The sequence below is a fragment of the Parapedobacter deserti genome (assembly GCF_042646065.1).
Classification (GTDB): Bacteria; Bacteroidota; Bacteroidia; order Sphingobacteriales; family Sphingobacteriaceae; genus Parapedobacter; species Parapedobacter deserti.
This window is the reverse complement of the sequence record NZ_JBHRTA010000038.1, coordinates 737,872-756,655: the sequence shown is the minus strand read 5'-3', so window position 1 is coordinate 756,655 and position 18,784 is coordinate 737,872. Positions and strand designations below refer to the sequence as shown.

The 18,784-nt window shown below is 51.9% G+C and carries 11 protein-coding genes; all 11 read right to left on the bottom strand.

The window, feature by feature from the left end; genetic code table 11:
• Positions 1-10 precede the first annotated feature (10 nt).
• Positions 11-1,504: a RagB/SusD family nutrient uptake outer membrane protein gene (locus tag ACFOET_RS15785; RefSeq protein WP_379024395.1), complete on the bottom strand. Its 1,494-nt coding sequence runs from the start codon at positions 1,502-1,504 to the stop codon at positions 11-13.
• Between the two features lie 19 nt (positions 1,505-1,523).
• Entirely contained in the window at positions 1,524-4,916 is a 3,393-nt protein-coding gene (locus ACFOET_RS15780) for a TonB-dependent receptor (protein WP_379024393.1), read from the bottom strand.
• 191 nt (positions 4,917-5,107) lie between these two features.
• A complete protein-coding gene (locus ACFOET_RS15775) occupies positions 5,108-6,196 on the bottom strand; it encodes a FecR family protein (protein WP_379024391.1) in 1,089 nt (362 codons plus the stop codon).
• 42 nt (positions 6,197-6,238) lie between these two features.
• Positions 6,239-6,823, bottom strand: coding sequence for an RNA polymerase sigma factor (locus ACFOET_RS15770; RefSeq protein ID WP_379024389.1), 585 nt, complete (start codon positions 6,821-6,823; stop codon positions 6,239-6,241).
• Between the two features lie 82 nt (positions 6,824-6,905).
• Positions 6,906-8,279: a sulfatase family protein gene (locus ACFOET_RS15765; RefSeq protein ID WP_379024387.1), complete on the bottom strand. Its 1,374-nt coding sequence runs from the start codon at positions 8,277-8,279 to the stop codon at positions 6,906-6,908.
• 188 nt (positions 8,280-8,467) lie between these two features.
• The gene (locus ACFOET_RS15760; protein ID WP_379024385.1) at positions 8,468-9,901 is read right to left on the bottom strand and encodes a sulfatase family protein; all 1,434 of its coding nucleotides are present in this window, start codon (positions 9,899-9,901) and stop codon (positions 8,468-8,470) included.
• A gap of 107 nt (positions 9,902-10,008) precedes the next feature.
• Positions 10,009-12,243 (bottom strand): glycoside hydrolase family 2 protein, encoded by a 2,235-nt coding sequence (locus ACFOET_RS15755; protein WP_379024383.1) that lies wholly within the window; start codon positions 12,241-12,243, stop codon positions 10,009-10,011.
• A 26-nt stretch (positions 12,244-12,269) separates the two neighbouring features.
• A complete protein-coding gene (locus ACFOET_RS15750; RefSeq protein ID WP_379024381.1) occupies positions 12,270-13,043 on the bottom strand; it encodes a response regulator in 774 nt (257 codons plus the stop codon).
• The gene (locus ACFOET_RS15745; RefSeq protein ID WP_379024379.1) at positions 13,015-16,200 is read right to left on the bottom strand and encodes a ligand-binding sensor domain-containing protein; all 3,186 of its coding nucleotides are present in this window, start codon (positions 16,198-16,200) and stop codon (positions 13,015-13,017) included. The genes ACFOET_RS15750 and ACFOET_RS15745 overlap by 29 nt, the downstream gene beginning before the upstream one ends.
• 15 nt (positions 16,201-16,215) lie before the next feature.
• Positions 16,216-16,905 (bottom strand): DUF3823 domain-containing protein, encoded by a 690-nt coding sequence (locus tag ACFOET_RS15740; protein ID WP_379024377.1) that lies wholly within the window; start codon positions 16,903-16,905, stop codon positions 16,216-16,218.
• 12 nt (positions 16,906-16,917) lie between these two features.
• Positions 16,918-18,783 carry a RagB/SusD family nutrient uptake outer membrane protein gene (locus ACFOET_RS15735; protein WP_379024375.1) on the bottom strand — a complete coding sequence of 622 codons (1,866 nt, stop codon included), beginning with the start codon at positions 18,781-18,783 and terminating at the stop codon, positions 16,918-16,920.
• Between the last annotated feature and the right edge of the window lies 1 nt (position 18,784).

Sequence of the window (18,784 nt, the reverse complement as noted above, 5' to 3'; positions counted from 1 at the left end):
GTTTTATCATTCAATACCCGTCGTTCTGCTCCAAAGAAGGATCTGCATCCATCGCCGCCTGTGGTATCGGAAAGCGCGTATGGTTTTCGGTCGCATTTGTTTTCCCACGTGCATGGGCCGAAGTCACAAACTTACCAAAACGGATGAGATCTTCACGGCGTATACCCGCTTCGTTGTAAAACTCCCATGCACGCTCGTTTAGCAAGTGGTCACGGAAAGCCTGCAGGTTTGCAAAATCCGATACTGAAATCGCATTTTCGCCAACCAGACCGGCCCGTTCCCGCACCTGATTTACCAGGTCTACCGCTAACTGGCTTGGCCAGTTCAGCTCAGCGAGCGCCTCAGCCTTAGCCAGTAAAATATCGGCGTACCGGATTTCAGGCAGGTCATTACCATGTTCATTCACGATCGCATCCGGGTCGGGCCAAAATTTCATGGACCGTGTATCGTTGTTATTCAGCAATGATATGGTCTGCCCGGCGCCATTGATATAGCCGGTCATAATCGAATTCTTACGCTTATCCGATATATGAAAGGAATCGTAGAAGCTATCGTACAGCCGGTACTGCGCCGCCCAATTTTGCCAACCACTCCGAAATTCCAAACCCAACACAGGATCGCGTTGAAAACCGGGAGGAAATGCACCATTGATATAGTTATTGCCAGCCCCCTGAGGCGATTGCGGAAATACCAGTATATATTCGTTGTTCCGTTCGTTCTCTACCCTAAACAATCGCTCGTACTCCGGATATAACCGGTATTTATCAAGGGCGATGATGTCATCAGCGGTAGCCGCCACATTTTCCCATTGCTTGGTATTCAGGTAAAATTTGCATAGCGTCGCCAACGCAGCTCCCCTATTGGGCCTCCCATAATTCACTTCATCACCCGGCATGGGCAGTGCATCAATTATCAACTGCAGCTCGCCTTCGATGAATGCACGCATTTCCGCCTCCGAAGGCCTTCCCAATTCTAACGGATCATCGCTTGACGTACGGAGCGGTACGGGGCCAAACCAGCTATGTAGCTTTGCATAGGCCAAAGCCCTCATGAAACGTGCTTCAGCCGTATACATCGCCTTTCGGGCTGCATCGTATGAGCCCCGATCAATGTTTTCCAGCAACAAATTTGCATTCCGAATCGCGCGGTATGGCCTTAGCCATAGAATGTTATTGAACCAAGGCAACGAGGCGTCCCACGTAAAATTGATCATTTGGGTTGCAATCAGGTTTTCACCCCCACCTGTTTCCCACTCAATATCCGTACACCAGCTTTCCAGGTTCATCCGTGACTTCCCGTCCCAGCCGCTTAAGAGGAGCTCACCGAATGTGGAATTAAGCAGCGAGTTGACACCCGCCTCAGTAGCTAGCAATGTTTCAGGATCCATTTCGGAATAAACAGGCTCATCGAGGTATTTCTCGCAACTCACCGTGCTAAGCGCCAAAGCAACCACACTCATTAGGTACCGCAGTCGACGTGTCAAATTGATATGATTTGTTTTCATGACTTTACAGATAAAAGGATTAAAAATCAGCTGTCAGCCCAACCATCCACGTACGCGCAAGGGGATAGGCGTTATAGTCTATTCGGTTAAAAGCACCGCCGTTGGGATTTACCGAAGGGTCAAACCCGGAATAATCGGTAAACGTAGCCAGATTCTCGACCGAAAAACTTATACCAAGATTCTTTAGATAAGTCCATCCCGGCGAAAACCTGTAGGACAGTGAGGCATTACGGATACGAACAAAGGAGGCGTCTTCCACAGTATAGCTGTTTACACGTTTATCCCCTTGTCCGCCCGGATTGATAAACGAGGGGTAGCGATCTGATGGGTTTTCCGGGGTCCACCGGTTCAGGTAAGGTTCGGCATACCGGTTTCTCCTGAAACTAACAGGAAAATACGATTCAACCAAGTTGTTGTTTAGCATCTTCACGCCCGAGACGCCATCCAGAAAAATCGAAAAGTTAAATCCTTTATAGGAAAACTGGTTACCCACAGACCATGTTAACTTCGGGAACGCATTACCCAACAGTACCCGATCCTCGCCATTTACGGTCCCATCACCGTTGACATCGCGGTATTTGATATCACCCGGTTCCACGACATCACGTGTCGTCGAAAAATCATCACCCTCCTGCCAAACCCCATTGATTTCCCAACCATAGAACGAAAACAGCGGAGAACCAGGCCTTAGAATAAACACGCCACTGGTCTGCCCGACGTTTCCAGAAATAATCGGGTTGTCCTGACCGATGTTGAGCACTTCATTTGCCAGTGTGGCAAGGTTCACCTGCGTACTCCATTTGAGGTTGCCGGTCAGGTTATCAGTACTCAAAGCAAACTCCCAGCCTCTGTTGCGTATACTACCGACATTAGAAAGCCTGGTTGAATAGCCTGTGGATGACGGGATAGGAAGCGCAAACAACATATTGAAGGTCGTCTTCGTAAAATAGTCGACGCTTCCCGTTATCCGCCCATTGAAGAGACCGAAATCCAATCCGGCGTTCAGCTGTTCGGTAGTTTCCCACTTCAAGTCCGGATTGGGATACCGTGCCGGTTGTGTACCGACATTGAGCCGGTCGTCCAAAATCGCGGTTGGCCCGCCGCTGAAGGTAGTAAGCGCACTGTAGTTGCCGATTTCCTGATTGCCAGTCTGCCCCCAGCTAAACCGCGGTTTGAGTTCGGAGAAAACCGATATTCCCTGCATAAACTCCTCCTCCATCAGCTTCCAGCCCAGCGCAAACGATGGGAAATAACCGAACCTATTGTTGGCACCGAATCGCGACGAGCCATCGGCCCTTAGTGAAGCGGTAACCAGATACTTGTTATTCAACTCATAGTTTACCCGTCCCAAGTAAGAGAGGAGCCGGTTGGCCGCCCGGCCGGTGCCTATCCTGAACGTCTCCTGATCGCCCAAGCCCATATTGTCAGAACCGGTGACATCTGACGGGAAACCCATAGCGTCTTGGAAAGAAGACGAGTATACAAAGCGCTGTGTGGTAGCTCCTCCGATCACATTCAGGTAGTGATTATCCCACCTCCGGTCATACGTAATCGTTCCTTCGAGCAGGTAGTTGCCCTGCATGCCACTTATTACAGATCCGCTTCCGCCTGCCGCCATGGCACGACGAGTTTTTTGCCCCACGTAAACATCCCGTCTCCTGGTGTTAATGTCGCCACCAGCATTGATTTTAGCGGTCAGGTAAGGCGTGATTTTATATTGGGCATAGGCTGTACCAAATGTCCGATAGGCATTGGATGCAGCCATAACCTCGTTAATCAGCGACATCGGATTGTCCATATCCAAGAAAGGCGACAGCTGATAATTTCCTCCGTCATCATAGATAGGTAGCGTGGGATCGAAATTGAGTGCCGTGTACATTGTGCCGGATTGTGCATTGATCCCGAAGCCCGATGGCACCTGCCTATCGTGTGTATAGCTTACATTGAGGGCAGCTCCCACTTCCAGCTGGTCTGTGATATTGGAGCTGATATTGAGTTTCGCCGCATACCGGCTGAATGCCGTATTTTTCAATATCCCCCCTTGGTCAAAGGCATTAAGTGCCAAGTAATACCGGGTTTGCTCGTTTCCACCACTAAATGCCAGGCTGTGGTTCTGAATGGGCGCACGGTTATCAAACACCTGTTCCTGCCAATCGGTACCCACTGCATTTACGTCCGTAATCCGATTGGACTCGGGGCCTGCGCCCGCGTCAACGAGCTCATTGATAACTTGGATGTATTCCGCTGTCGTCAGCAGATCGATGGTGTTGGCCACCCGTTGCTGCCCATACGACCCGCTGTATGAAACCATATTCCGGCCTGCCCTACCCTTTTTTGTCGTGACCATAATCACTCCATTGGCCCCGCGCGAACCATAAATCGCCGTCGCAGAAGCATCTTTAAGAATTTCGATCGACTCGATATCTTCCGGGTTGATGCCTGCCAGCGGATTCCGAGGAGAGGGCGGTGCATCGAAATTAGCCCCTCCGCCCCCTGCCACCGGAGAATTATCGATCGGCAACCCGTCGATGACATACAGCGGGCTCGTCCCGGCATTGACAGAGCTCGCGCCCCGGATACGCACGGCTACACCACCACCAGGCTCACCGCTGCTCTGAACGAACTGTACCCCTGCCGCCTTTCCGGCAATTAGCTGGTCAAAGGTTGCATTTGTTCCCTTATTGAAGTCTTCCGCACGGATCGAGCTCACCGCGCCGGTAATGTCGCTTTTCCGCTGGGTACCATACCCAACCACCACCACCTCACTCAGGTCGGCAAAAGTGGGCTTCATCGCTATAGAACCCAGAGCAGCCGAAACTGCAAGCTCCCGGGTCTCATACCCCACAAAAGAGACAACGATGACAGCGTTTCGTTCCACATTGTTGAACGTAAATCGACCATCGTTATCCGTGCTGGTTTCCTGCTGTGACCCTTTTATCCGCACCGCGGCGCCTTGTAATGGGTTACCATGCTCATCGAGTACCCTACCCGAGAGCGTTTGCTGTTGCAGTTCGAAATCCGCCGGGATATCGGGAGACCGGCGTGTGTCGGGCTTCTCCTTAATCACAATCTCTTTGCCGGTGATCACATAGTCCAATGGAAGTCCCCTTAGGATATGCTTCATAGCCTCATTGAGGTCCACATTTGCCAAGGAAACCGTTATGGGCGGTATCTGATCAATATGCTTTACGCTGTAAACCACAGAGTATCCGGTTTGAACGCGTATTTCAGAAAAGATACGGCGAAGCCCCACGCGTTCCCGTTGGATGGTCAGTTTCTGTGCCGATGTTTCAGCAAATACCTGAACCAGGCAGACCGTCAATAGAAAATACGCAATCTTCATAATCCTCAATAACCGTGTTGTCAGGATGGCAATCGCACTGCGATTGCGTTTCAACGAATAAATGTCCATAAAATGGTTAACGCTTTGACAAACAACCCCAGGCCTTTGAAAGCTGGTGCATGTTGGTTAAGTTTGTCAGGTGTTTGATACTCGAACAGACCAGTTAGTCTTGAAACAGCAGGCTGTTCGAAAGTTAATTTATCATCACAATAAGCCGGGGATGGTGAGACATCTCCGGTTTTTTAGTTTATAAGTTGGTATTACGGTTTAATCACAATCCCCCTTTCTTCAATTTTAAAATGAATCTGACCGGTCAGCTCCAGCCGTCGCAATACTTCCGATACATTCGCATACCGCGAAACCGTTCCACCGAAACGAAGTTGTTTATCCACCCCTTCAAAATGAATATCAACGTCATACCAACGGCTGATGTCACGCATGATGTGTTCGAGTGTTTCTTCATTGAATGCGATAAAACCCGATTTCCAGGCAATGAACGGTGAGGTATCCACTTTGTCTACCGATATCTCCCCGGCGTTCACTATCGCTTGGTCACCCGGTACCAATTGACGGGCGCGCTGTGCTGTTGACACCATGATTTCACCTTCCACCAATGTCGTTTGCTCCAACCGCTCATCAGCATACGCCGCTACATTGAACGACGTGCCCAGCACAGCAATCTCTTGGCCAGCGGTTTTTACGACAAACGGGCTGTGTTGACTCTTTGTCACCTCGAAATAGGCTTCGCCAACCAAGGTTACTTGACGCATCGTCCGGGCGAATCGTTGTGGAAAGATTAATTTAGAATCGGCATTAAGCCAGACCTTGGTGCCATCACTAAGCACCACCTGATACGTTCCGCCCCGCGGCGTAATGATTTCGTTGTATGCGCTTTCGCCCGCTTCATGTCCATTGTGGAAGTCTCCCGCAAACGTGCTATCTGTGTAAAGCAGCCGATCGGACAGGACCATCACCCCATGTTGGCTGCTATCCAAATGGACGGTCTGCCCACTTGCCAACTTCAGTATCGCTTTATTTCCTCCTGCCGGTATATCGGTCAATTGATCGGCAGCGCTATCGCTTGCTACCGGCCTGTACAGCAACGCTATCGCGGCAATCAGTATGATTGACGCAGCTGCAGCCAGCCACGGAGTGGAGCTCTTTCTGCCATTTGGCGGCAACCCTTTCCGTAAGCGTTTCCAAACGCGCTTTTTGGTTGCCGTCTCCTCAGCAACGGGCTCGCTGGTATACGCATGCAAATGCAAGCTTTCGATTAGCAGGCGCTCAGCGTCCGTACATTGACCTCGCCGGTAGCGATCCAAAAGCTTCGCCAAGTCGTTTTCGTCCATCAATACTATCGGTTTATAGGATGATGACGGTCGAAACGGTTGTTAGGGTAAAAAGTATTTTAAAATTAGTGTAGCATATCCGATCAATACGCTCTTCTTCAGCAGGATCAACGCGTTTTTTATTTGTCGGTTCACATTATCCCGGGAGATTTTCAGCGAATCACTGATCTGCTGATGGGTCATCATGTGGTGTCGGCTGAGCGTAAAGATCGTCCGCATCTTTGGCGGCATTTTACCCAGGCAAGCTTCGAACCGTTGCACCAGTTCCTTTTCAAAAAGTTTACTATCAGTGGCATAGTTGCCCTCAACGTATGTACGTTTCAGGTCCTGAAGATACGACAATCGGTATTTTGAACGATCGGCACGATCAATCACTTTGTTTAGCGTTGACCGGTACAGGTATGCTTTCAAGGAAGTGCTTATTCGCAGGGATGCCCGCTTCTCCCAGAGCGTCATGAACAATTCCTGCACAATATCCTCGGCATCGCCTGGATCATTTATGGCATTTCTGGCATAGCTCCACAAGGGTGTCCAATACCGTTCATACAAGGCTTTGAACGCACGCTGATCGCCATCGCGCAGCAGCGCAAACAAAACTTCGTCCGTGTCCTCGCTATAATTGGTCATTTAGTTCCGATCACCCGGTACAATTAAGTAATCAAGCTAACCTCTAATGCCGACTGGTTGCTGCGCATAAGCGCCGCGTTCCTTACCTAAACGGAACGTCCAATGCAGCTCCTGCATCCCCCTGTTCCTCCATCCATTCCTTTAATCTGTCCATATAACGTTGAACCACCGTTTGATACTCCGGCTTTCCGGCCAGGTTTTCCAACTCATACGGGTCTGTGCCGATGTCGTAAAGTTCTATTTCCGTTTTTCGGACGATCCGCTGCGTCAGTTTCTTAGCTTCATCATCACCGGCTGCCCGATCTACCCAACTGGTCCAAGCTAGTTTCCTATTTTCCGTATTCAGCATGTATTTGATGTAGTAGGCCGAATCCGGCGTAAGGTTCCAGATCAGTTTATACCGGTGGTCGCGTATACTGCGGATAGGGTATGCCGGCCCTTCGGGGATGTTGTTGTGGATGCCATAAGCCACATCCCTGTGTTCCGGCTTTTTTCCTTCAAGCACCGCCCTGAAGCTCATGCCGTCCAAGCCGGTAATGGCGTTTCCGCCCGCAATATCCACAAATGTCGGCATCAGGTCTTCATATTGTACAATGGCGTCGGTTTCCGTACCCGGTTGCACGACACCCGGCCACTTCACAATCATGGAACTCAGCTGTCCGTTGTCATACAGCGTCCATTTTCCTCCGGGGAATTGGGGCCCTTGCTCCCCCAAAAAAATGACGATGGTGTTTTCTTCGGTGCCGGTTTCCTCCAGCAGGTTCATGACATCCCCTACCTGATCGTCCAGCCGGCGTACCTCAGCAAGGTATTTGCAGAACTCCCTTCTCGTCAGCTCCGTATCGACCCAATGTGCAGGAAGTATAAGTTTGTCCGGGTCAAATTGATCTGGGTTGCCTACTGTCCATGGCGTATGCGGATTAACGCTCATTACAAAAAGGCAATAAGGCTGGTCCTGAAGGATGTAGTTCCGTACACTGTCCAGGAAATACTCGTCCGTTGGCGCTACGCAGTTCGGTTCAAAGCCGTCAATCCGGTCAAACGGAAAAACAGCCGTCGGCCGGGTAACATGATCTTTGCCGGTGAGGCCGACCCGATATCCCAGATCATTAAGGTAATGTACGACACTCTTCAAGTGACCGTAAACCGGCTTGTGATTCTGATAGGCACCATGTTTGGCGGGGTACAACCCGGTAAACAGCGACGCCCGCGTGGGTACGCACATCGCTTCGGAAGCAACGAGGGAATTAAACTTAATCCCTTCGGCGGCCAACTGATCGATATGCGACGTTTCCAGGTTTTCTCCACCATAACAGCTCAACTGACGCGAGTCCAGATCGTCTGCCATGATGACGATGACATTCGGTTTCCGTGGTGACTGAGCGGAAACATCAATGCCGTTAATGAACATAGCTGCCAACAGTACCGCCAATATCCGGTACACATGCTTTTTCATGATTATCCTCCTCAACTAACAAAAATGAATACGCGTATACAGCAAAAGGATGACAACCCATCCCTACGGTTAATAATCGTTCGTATTACAAAAGTAATTCAGAACCTCACCGCAAACCCGCGATATCTTATCTCTTTATAATCAAATTATGTCATTATTTACTCATTCCCAAGAAAAAAAATGACATATCAGAAGACATAAGGAGCAACGGGTCCCTTCCCTTTGCCCTGGTTTCTGTTGGGCGCGCTTAAATCTTCCGGACCGGTTTCATGATCGCCCTGTTCCGCCCTTATCGCTTTCATCTGCGCCCTAAAGCGCTCCAACATATCGCCGTACGCGGGATCTGCGGCAAGATTCACCTGCTCCCAGGGATCGGCCTCAACATCATAAAGCTCTTCCGCCGGGCGATGGTGGTACCGCCACAATACCGCGGCGGCGTGCTGGTCCTGGAATGATGCGGCACGCCATGAAGGCCAGTACTCGCGCCCCCCATCGTGATCAGTCGCCCTGTCCATGTGGGTGGTGTATGTGATCTCCGGCGCCAGATTCAGGATATATTTATACCGGTCGGTCCGCAACATGCGCATCGGCGAACGGTTCATCTTTCCGTCTCCCGTATGGGAGGCGAAAACGGCGTCATGGTGTTTGGCGCCGGGATTTTTCAGTACGGGCAGAAAGCTCTTGCCATCGATCCGGTGCGCAACGGTGCCGTTGGCGATTCCCACCATCGTCGGCAAAATATCAACCTGCGACACCAGCGCGTCCGTCCGGCTGCCGGCCTCGACCTGTCCGGGCCACCGCACGATGAAAGGCACCTGGACACCGTAGTCATATAGCCCCCATTTTCCAAATGCCCACTGCGGCCCTTGGTCTGAGGTAAACATCAATATCGAGTTCGCTGCCACTCCGTGCTTATCCAACAAGTCCATCAATGTACCTACGTTGGTGTCCATCTTCGTCACATCGGTGTAATACCGGGCCCTGGCACGCCGTGCATCGTCGGTATCAATGTGGACGGGCGGAATATCCACCTCATCAGGTTGATACGTCGGCTTTTCCGGCCAAACCACATGCGGGCTGTGGTCGGCCACAATCAACACAAACGGTTTGCCCGGCTTCTGCTGTCCGAGCCACTCATCGACAGGAGCCAGATTTAGGTCGTAGTGTAATCCAGGAGCCTGCTCATACCCCGGTTCGGGGACATTGGTCCCCGCAATATATTCTAATGGAAATACATCGCGCGGACCGACATGAAGTTTCCCCGCGATTGCCACCCGGTAGCCCAAGGCCGAAAGCAGCTGCACCATGGAAGGTGTTCCTTCCTTCACCCCGGAGTGGTTGCCGTGAGCGCCATGCCGCATGGGGTACATCGCCGTAAGCAGCGAGCTCCTGGAGGGCCCACATGTCGGAGAAGCCGCAAACGCATTGTCAAACACCATCGATTCGCGGCCCAGTTTGTCCAAGTAAGGGGTGCGGACCACCTTGTTTCCATACGGCCCGATATCCCACACCGCCAGGTCATCTCCGATGAAGATCACCATATTCGGGAGCGGGGGCTGCTGCCCACCAGCAGCTGTAAACCAACAGCCAAAAAATGCAAAAAGCGCTAATCTTAGTTTCATTCGATTCAATTATTCATATGTGTTTGCACTCAATTGTATTCATGAATGCTTTGCATTTTGTTCTTTATCGGTGATGAAGCTGTCATGGCTTCATCATGACAAGCAGTTTAACGTACAAATAGTCCTACATCCACATCAGCCGGACCCCTTGCGTCGCTGACTTCCAGCAACAGGGTATTTTTTCCATCGATCAGGAAATCCCTGAACGCGCTCAGGTTGATTTCGTCGTAGTGACGCCGGGTATTCACAAATTTCGATACCACTTCTTTTCCATTGAGGAAGATCCGTATGTCGGCATGCGCCAGTAGCCGGAGCTGCAGCTGTTCACCGGGTTGATCCAGCGTAAATACCCGCAGCAATGCCCCTTGCTGGCCTTTTTTGAACTTCACCGGACCACGCTCTACCGAAAAAATAGCCGGATCAGGCGCCAGCAACTGAGCTTCGCTGAGCTTTTGGCGGTATACCTGTAGGTCTTGTGGCGCCAGCTCGCTGTCTTCAGCCGCGGTCTGCCACTGCTGTGGCTGCCTGAACAACGGTTCATGCAATATGCGCATCAGGTGGGGAACTATCTTCACCCGCTTACGATCATACGTGATCAACCCGTTGACCTCCCCTTCCACATCGGTGGTCTGCGTGTAAACCGCGGCTGCCAGCCCCCGCCCGATCATCGGCTGTAGGTTATGCAACAGATCGGCGTACTCTTTGACCAGTTCCCCTTCACTATAGTACGTGCGGTAACCCCAATTCCGCATACCGGGATTCCAAAGGTGTTCTTCCATGGGCCACCCCAGTCCTCCGAATTCTCCCAAAACGATGATCCGGCCGGGATTTTCGGACGCCGGCTCCATGCCTGGGCCGGGATAATGGTGCGCATCGTTCATGTGCCCTACGCCCCTGTCGGTCCAACCGCTCACGCCATTGACGATCCGCGATGGATCATAAGCCATGGTCCATTCCACGACCCGCTTGGTGTTATATTGTCCCCACCCTTCATTGAAAGGCACCCAAACCACAATAGACGGAAAAAACCGCAGGTGATCCATGATCGCTTTCCATTCGGCTTCAAACTGCTCGGCAGACGCTGCCGGCCTGTCCCAATCTTTTTCTGCGTTGGCTTTCACATGCTGCACCTCCTGCTCGGCCGTGGCAAATCCACTGACCATATCCTGCCATACCAGCAGTCCGATGGAGTCGGCGTAGTAATAATACCGGGAAGGCTCGACTTTTATATGCTTACGCAGCATATTAAAGCCCATTTCTTTCAGCACCTCCATGTCGTACAACATGGCCTTTTCGGAGGGCGGTGTCAGCAGGCCGTCCGGCCACCATCCCTGGTCAAGCGGTCCGTATTGAAACAGCGGCTTGTTATTCAACAGCATTCGTTCATAGCCCAGCGCATCTTTACCCTTTGAGATTTTACGCATGGCGAAATAAGATTCCACCCGGTCCAGCACCCGGCCGCCTTTTACGACGCGGACTTCCAGCCGGTATAGATGCGGGTCTGCGGGCGACCAGAGGCGGGCATTCGGTACGGCCAGGGAAACCGGTTCATTCGGAGCCGCCGTGGCTGCCGCGATGGTATTCCCCCGATCGAGCACCTTGATTTCAAGCTTTTCTCCACCCAAAGCTCCGTTTACCTTGTTTTTCAATAAAACAATGCCTTTATCGATATCCGGCTCGGGCAAGATCGCCGTGACATGTGTTTTTTCCACCGGCTCCAGCCACACCGATTGCCAGATACCCGTTACCGGCGTGTACCAAATCCCTTTGGGATCGAGCACCTGTTTTCCCCGGGGCTGCGTGCCGGTATCGGTGGGGTCCCACACGGCAACCTCCAGCAGCTGCTCACCCCTTTTCAGGGCGCTGGTGATGTCAAAATGAAAAGGGTCGTTCCCTCCGCGGTGCACGCCGAGTTTCTTTCCATTCAACCAGACTTCCGCTTCCCAATCAACCGCATCAAAATGCAGCAATACGGTTTTGCCCTTCCAGCTGTCCGCAACATGAAATGTTTTGCGGTACCAGAGCTTTTCTTCTGGCGTTACCGCTTGCTGTACGCCGGAGAGTACGGACTCGGGAGCAAACGGTACCAGGATCTTTCCATCGAAATGTTCAGGCTTAGCTGCATCACGCGACGCGATCGCATAATCCCATAAGCCATTGAGCGACACCCATTGGTCCCTTTTCAGCTGCGGACGCGGATATTCACGCCAGGCATTCTCCGGCGTAACCTGTTCGCCCCATTCCGTCATCATGTTCACCGGATTCAGTTTTGCTTCCTGCGCCGTGGCGCCCCCTCCCATACACAGCGCCGAAACGGCTAACAACATCATTCTTTTGTTCATAAATATCATTTATTTTTCTATCGTAATCAGTTCCTGAGTTTAGCTTTCAGCATCGCCATATATTCTTTCGGCGTGCGCTTAAAATATTTGTGGAAGTTCTGGCCGAACACCGTCTGCGAACTATACCCAACTTTGTTGGCTACCTGAAATATCTTCAAATCGTTTTCCGCAATGAGTTCAGCCGCTTTCTTTAACCGCACCTGATCAACCAATTCTTTTGGCGAAAGATTGGCAACTGCTTTCACCCTTCGGTAAAACGTTGGCCTGCTCATTCCCATGTAATCGGCAAGGAGGTCGACGCTGAGATTCGGGTCGCGGATATGCTCATGAATGCAGCTATTCAGCTTCTCCAGAAACTGTTCGTCCGATTTGGACTGCATCTGCAAATGCAGGTGATCAAATGGCGCATTCGCCGCATGTTCCCTTACTTTATCTCTGTTTTTCAACAGATTAGACACTTGCACCAACAGCAGTTCCGGAGAAAACGGCTTTCCGATGTATGCGTCGGCGCCGATCTCCAATCCCTCAATCTTGGAGCGGAATGAATTCTTTGCCGTCAGGAGAATAATCGGGATATGGCAATAATCGACATTTCTTTTCAGTAAGTCACAAAGTGCGAATCCATCCATTCCCGGCATCATCACATCACTGATAATCAGCTGTACCACATCATCCTGCAGTACCTTCAACGCCTCATCGGCATTCCGCGCGGTGATCACCCGGTACCGGTCGGCCAAGATCTCGTCAAGAAAATGCAGTATATCTTCTTGATCATCGATTATGAGCAGTGTTTCCTTCATCGCTAACTTCCTTTATCTGCTGACTTAACTGGAATGAACCCTGCTGACTCACGGGCAGCTTCAATACAAAGACGTTCAGGGCGGTTTCATCGGCTATAAAATCCAGGGTGCCGTTGTGTAAGCCGGCGAGCGAACGCGCCAACGAGAGCCCGATACCGGTTCCCTGCACTTCGTTGTGAGCGGGAATCCTGAAGAACGGTTCAAATATCTTCTCTTCATATCCCCGCGGGATGAGGTTGCCATCGTTAGCCAACGTCACGGAAAACCGCTGTGCCCCGGCATCCTCTTCCCACTCGATGGAGACGTACCGATCGGCATATTTGATGGCATTGGACAATAAATTACCCACGATCTTAACGAAGGCTTCTGGATCAACCGCCGCGGTCAGCGGCGTTGCCGGCTCGAAGATCCTTAGCGCGATATCGCGCTTTTCTGCGGCAGGCTTAAAGTCCAAAATCAACTCATTCATCACCTGGCTGATGTCCGTGAGCACAAAATTGAGCGTAAACTGGTTGATTTCTGCTTTGCGGAAATCAAGCAGCTGGGTGGTCAGCGTGATTAGCCGGTCGGTGTAATTTTTGACCAACCTGAGATTCCGCTTTACCGCAATGGCATCTTCAGCTTTGTCATACGCCCACTCAACGGGGCCTTTGATCAAGGTCAGCGGTGTGTGGATTTCATGGGCAATATTGGTAAAAAACTCGATTTTGGACTGATAGACCTCTTTCTCCATTTCCAGTTCGAAGAGCTTGAGCCGTCTCGCGTTCCGTCGCTTGATGTTTCGGTGGTAATAAAATATTGTGGTGGCAACAAGCAGCAGGAAAGCGAATGCATAGCCGATGTAAGCAGGCCAACTCTTCCAAAAGGGAGGTAACACGGTAACGACAAGCACCTTCGGCTCGGTTTCCCAATACCCGACATTGCTTTCCGCCGCCACAATAAAACGATAAGTGCCCGCCGGCAGGCCCGTATAATAGGCCTTCCGGTTTGAGGATAAATAGGTCCATTTGTCGTCGAAACCCTCCATCCGGTAGCGGTAGCGGATGGCAGCCGGAGCAGCGAAATCCAATGCGGCAAACGCTATTTCAAAACTGGAATGACTGTAATGCAACGTGATCGAATCGGTAAAGCGTGTAGACTTATGCAATATGGACAAGCTGTCGCCGGGCGTTACCTTCGTATCGCCGACCTGCAGGCCGGTGATATACAACGGCGGGGGTTGCCTATTCGCCACGAGGTTTTCCGGTGTAAAAGCAACCATTCCCTTTACCGTACCGAAATACAGCTTTCCATCCGGTGCCTTATAAGCGGCATTATAGTTAAACTGATCGGTAGTCAGCCCGTTGGCCTGTGTGTATACGCTGGCACTTCCGGTCTTCGGATCGAAGCAGATCAGCCCCTTCAGGCTACTGATCCAAAATAGGCCGGCACGGTCTTCCAGTATCCGGTAGGTGTAGTCCGTAGGCAGTCCATCAGCCTTGGTATACCGGCTGAAATGGGTTCGGCTGCTGTCCAACCGGATCAGCCCACCCCCTTCGGAGGTAAACCACAAGGCATGATGACGATCCTCGTGGATGCCCTGGACGATATAAAACCGCCGATCGGCACTATCGGTACTGAAGTTGACGTTGCCCCGGTCGCCTGTCTTCGGGTTGAAGTAAAAAACACCGGACGAAAGGCTTCCGGTCCAAATGGTTCCGGCATGATCTTCAAAAATCGCATACACGTATGAGTTTCCCGGAATTTCCGGCACCTGGGCTAATGTCTTTAACACCGGATCGTATCGATGCAACCCCGCCCCCATGGTGCCGACCAAGATCTGATTGCCCGCGGTCTTATATATTGACATCACGAAATTGCTGGAAAACAAGCTGTCCCGCGTATGGATGACCGGGTAACGGTTGACAACTTTTCCCGTGCCGAGGTTCATCACCTCAAAGCCATGCACAAAGGGGCCGGCATACAGGTATCCCTCATCCACCAGCAGCCCGTGGATGTTGGGGTACGAAAACCCGGTGCCGGGATTGCCAAAAGCGAGGTGTTCGAACGAACCAGCCCGTGGATTAAACTTGGAGATGCCGGCATCCTCTGTCCCGATCCAGATATTACCGTCGCCGTCGCCGCAGATTTCGCGGACAGCGTTTCCTGAAATGGATGTATTCGCGCCGACTGGGCCGTACTTCTCGAAACTGCTGTTCTCGCGCGAATAGTAATTGATGCCTCCGAAAAAGGTACCGACCCAGACCCCATCGCGGTTGTCTACACATACCGTATAAACCGCGTTGTCGTTCAGCGAATACGGATCTCCTCTCACCTTTTCAATGGACTCAAACCGCTCATTGTCGTAATCGTAAATTAAAAGCCCCGACTCGGTGGCGATGTAGCATTTCCGTTCGCCGTCCATCGCCTTGATATCCCGCACGAACAGATCGGCGCCCTGGCTATTGGTCGTCAACAACGGGTGCCACGCGCCCGTATTTCGATCGAACCGGTGAAGCCCCTTTGTCGTGCCCACGATCAAAGACTGGGCAGCAGATGCCATGCACGTAACCAATCCACGGCTCGCCACAGGTGCCCCTATTTGCACAAACGGAACCGCTTGGTTGGTGCTGGCATCTACCTTTTTCACCACGCCCTGCGGCCCTCCTATCCAGATACCACCGTCTTCGTCAATTTCGATGGCTGAACCCCGTACGTTTAGCCCGATGACATGCGAAGTCCGCCGGTCGTACTGGTACAGGTGCCCCCCGGCGATAAACCAAACCCGCTTTGCCGGGTCTTCCCGTATGTCGCCAATCCGCAAACCGGGGACCTGCGGTATCTGCTCGCAGCGTTCGGCATCAGGGTCGAAACGGTACAACCCCGATGCCGTCCCTACCCATATCCTGCCTTCGTGATCTTCATGCAGGCTGGTTACGTTATTTGCACCCGCTTTTTGCGGGTCCAAGACGATGTTTTTGAAATCATTGCCGTCGAATCGGTCCAATCCCCCTTTTGTACCGATCCAGATAAACCCCATGCGGTCCTGGATGATACAGTTTACCGAGTTGTGCGATAGTCCCTGATCGGCCTGAAAATGCCTGAAGTAATGTGGCTGTCCGTTAAGCGCTAAGGCAAAAAAGACCAGCAGCAACAAAGGGAGCACATACTTAGGCATTTCCAAATATACTGATTAGCGAACAACTTTCCACACCGGCGAATAGATGTACTCAGGATGGCCAACCGCCTTAACGCCGATGCGGGCAAAGAGGTGCGGCTCTGAGGCAAACGGTTCGCCTTCAAGCGACTGGGTCAGGACAACCCGATCTGCTAAATCCACCTGCGCTCCCGGCTTGTTGCTTCCCGGATCGGCCGGAGTTAGGCGGTAAATATGATCCACCAGCGTTCTTTTGCCCACCAGCAATACGACCGATTCGAGTTGCCGCCCGGCGACATTGTTGATCACTTGGCAACTTGCAGTCAGCACCCCGTTGGCTACCGTAAATTCGGCGTCGGAAACGGAAAAATAAGGGGTGACCGGCACATCGACCGTTGTCGCACCGCGCACATCTACCAAGATGGTATCCGGACGATGATCCCACGGGCCGTTGCCAGCGATCCGCACCAGCCGATAGGAACCATCAAACAACATGGAGGAAAAACTCCCGTCCTGCATAACCCGCACCGGGATCGGGTTCGTGTTTTCATAGCCGGGCTGAAAAAGTTGCAACACATTGATACCCTGGCGGATTCCAACCGGCTGACCGTCAAAAACCAGCCTGCCGGTCAACGGAGATGCTGGCGGATTATAATTATCCAGTTCACACCCCCCAAAAAGCACAACGGAAAACAGCAGTAAGCGATATAAAATTTGTCGACTCATCTTCGTATTAGATTAATGAAATGGATTGCGAACAAGCAACGGGTTTCCGTTCAGCGCATTGTCGGCAATGGATGAATAATAATTTCCCAGTCTGAAAAAACGCGGTTGCGTAAACCGCGGCGCCACGCGTTTTTCGAAGATGTACTTATTATGCTTGTCAGGATCGCCGGGCCGTACTACGCGGTAAGGCCACAGCGCATGGACAAGCGTATTCGGAGATTGGCGGTTGCCGTCGAATACCTCGTGGGCAAGGCGCCAGCGTTTCAGGTCCCACCAGCGGTGTTCTTCAAAGGCGAGTTCCACCCGGAATTCCTCCCTGACCTTCTCGATGGTGAGCTCCTGCAAGCTATTCGGCTCAAACCCTGCCCGCTCCCTTAGCCGGTTGATATACGTGAGGGCCTGCGGTTCGTCTCCAAGCTCAAATGCGGCCTCCGCGGCATTCAGGAAAATCTCCCCAAGCCGGAAGCGGATCCACCAGACATCACTGCCCTGCCCCATCTGTCCTGACCCCACCCTGGAGTCGAGGTATTTCCGGATATAAAAGCCCGAATTGGTGACGTTTGCTGCATTGGGCAAAGGACCGTCAGGCCCCACCAACAGCCCACCGTCAGAAAAAGTACTGCCCAAATTATTATTGGTCCGGATAACATACTGGTTGGTCGCTTCGTTCCATTCCATCACGCCGGCCTGTATATCGATGCGTTGGCCGCGGAATGTCGATCCGGGGGTAATGATGCTGCCTGCCATCCGGAAATCCTTTCCTTTAAAGATCGCTTCCGGCTGATCATAGTAGATATAATCCGAATTATCCGGTGTACGTGTGGCCAATGTTCCCGGACGGCCATCGAGGTAGTCAAACGCTTCGACCAGGTTTAGCGACGGCGTTACACCTGCCCCACCGCTCGCGCTTTCCCGCAGCGAACGCGGAATGTTCTCGACCGTGAAATTATGGTATTTGCCCTCAAGCGTATAGTCGAACGCCCAGATAACTTCGCGGTTGTTGGTTTTGCTGGTAAACAGCTCATAAAAATTCTGCGCCTTATCCGGGTTTTCCTCGTACAGTGCAAAAGGCCCTTCGGTAAGGATTTCCTGCGATGCGGCCAGCGACTGCTCATAGTAGCCCTGTGCACGCTCGCCCGGGATGCCCACTTCGCCGTTGGCCGTCCGGATAGGGTCGGTCATCAAACTATTGTACTTGGCAATGGATGCGGCATACAACATGGCCTGTGATTTCAGTGCCAGCACCGTCCACCGATTTGCCCGGGTTCTGCTACCTTCGGTCTGGGGCAGCTGGGATCTGATTTCGTCCAGCTCAGCTGCAATAAAATCGTATATAGCCGCCTCTGTAGCCCGGGGCTCGCGCATGTTTGGCACGCCGTCGGGCCCGTCATATTGATACGTCTTAAAAATCAGCGGAACCCCACCCATTGTCCGGACATGAAGAAAATAAACATATGCCCGGATAAAGCGCCCTTCGGCCAGCAACTGCTGCTTATCGCCCGCATCCATCACCGTAGACGCCTCAATGTTTTCGATAAATAAGTTAATGTCCCGGATCAGGCCATAATCCCACCACCGTTTTGTATCATAAGCATATTGTACCCGTGTATTCCGTCCATTATTGGCGCCGAGCCCGCCGGACCACATCGCTTCATCCACATCCGTGGGCGACAACAGACCGCCCTGCAGACCGCCCGTAGGTTGCAGCCGATCGTACAGGTTGGCCAACGAGGCACGTGCCATCCTGGGATCTCCCCATACCTGTTCATCCAGCAGGATATCTGTTGGATTCCGGTCCAGCCACTTTTCACAGCCGAAGAGTTGCATCACCAGCACTGCGGCTCCCATACTTTTCAAAATATTCTTATATATGCGCATC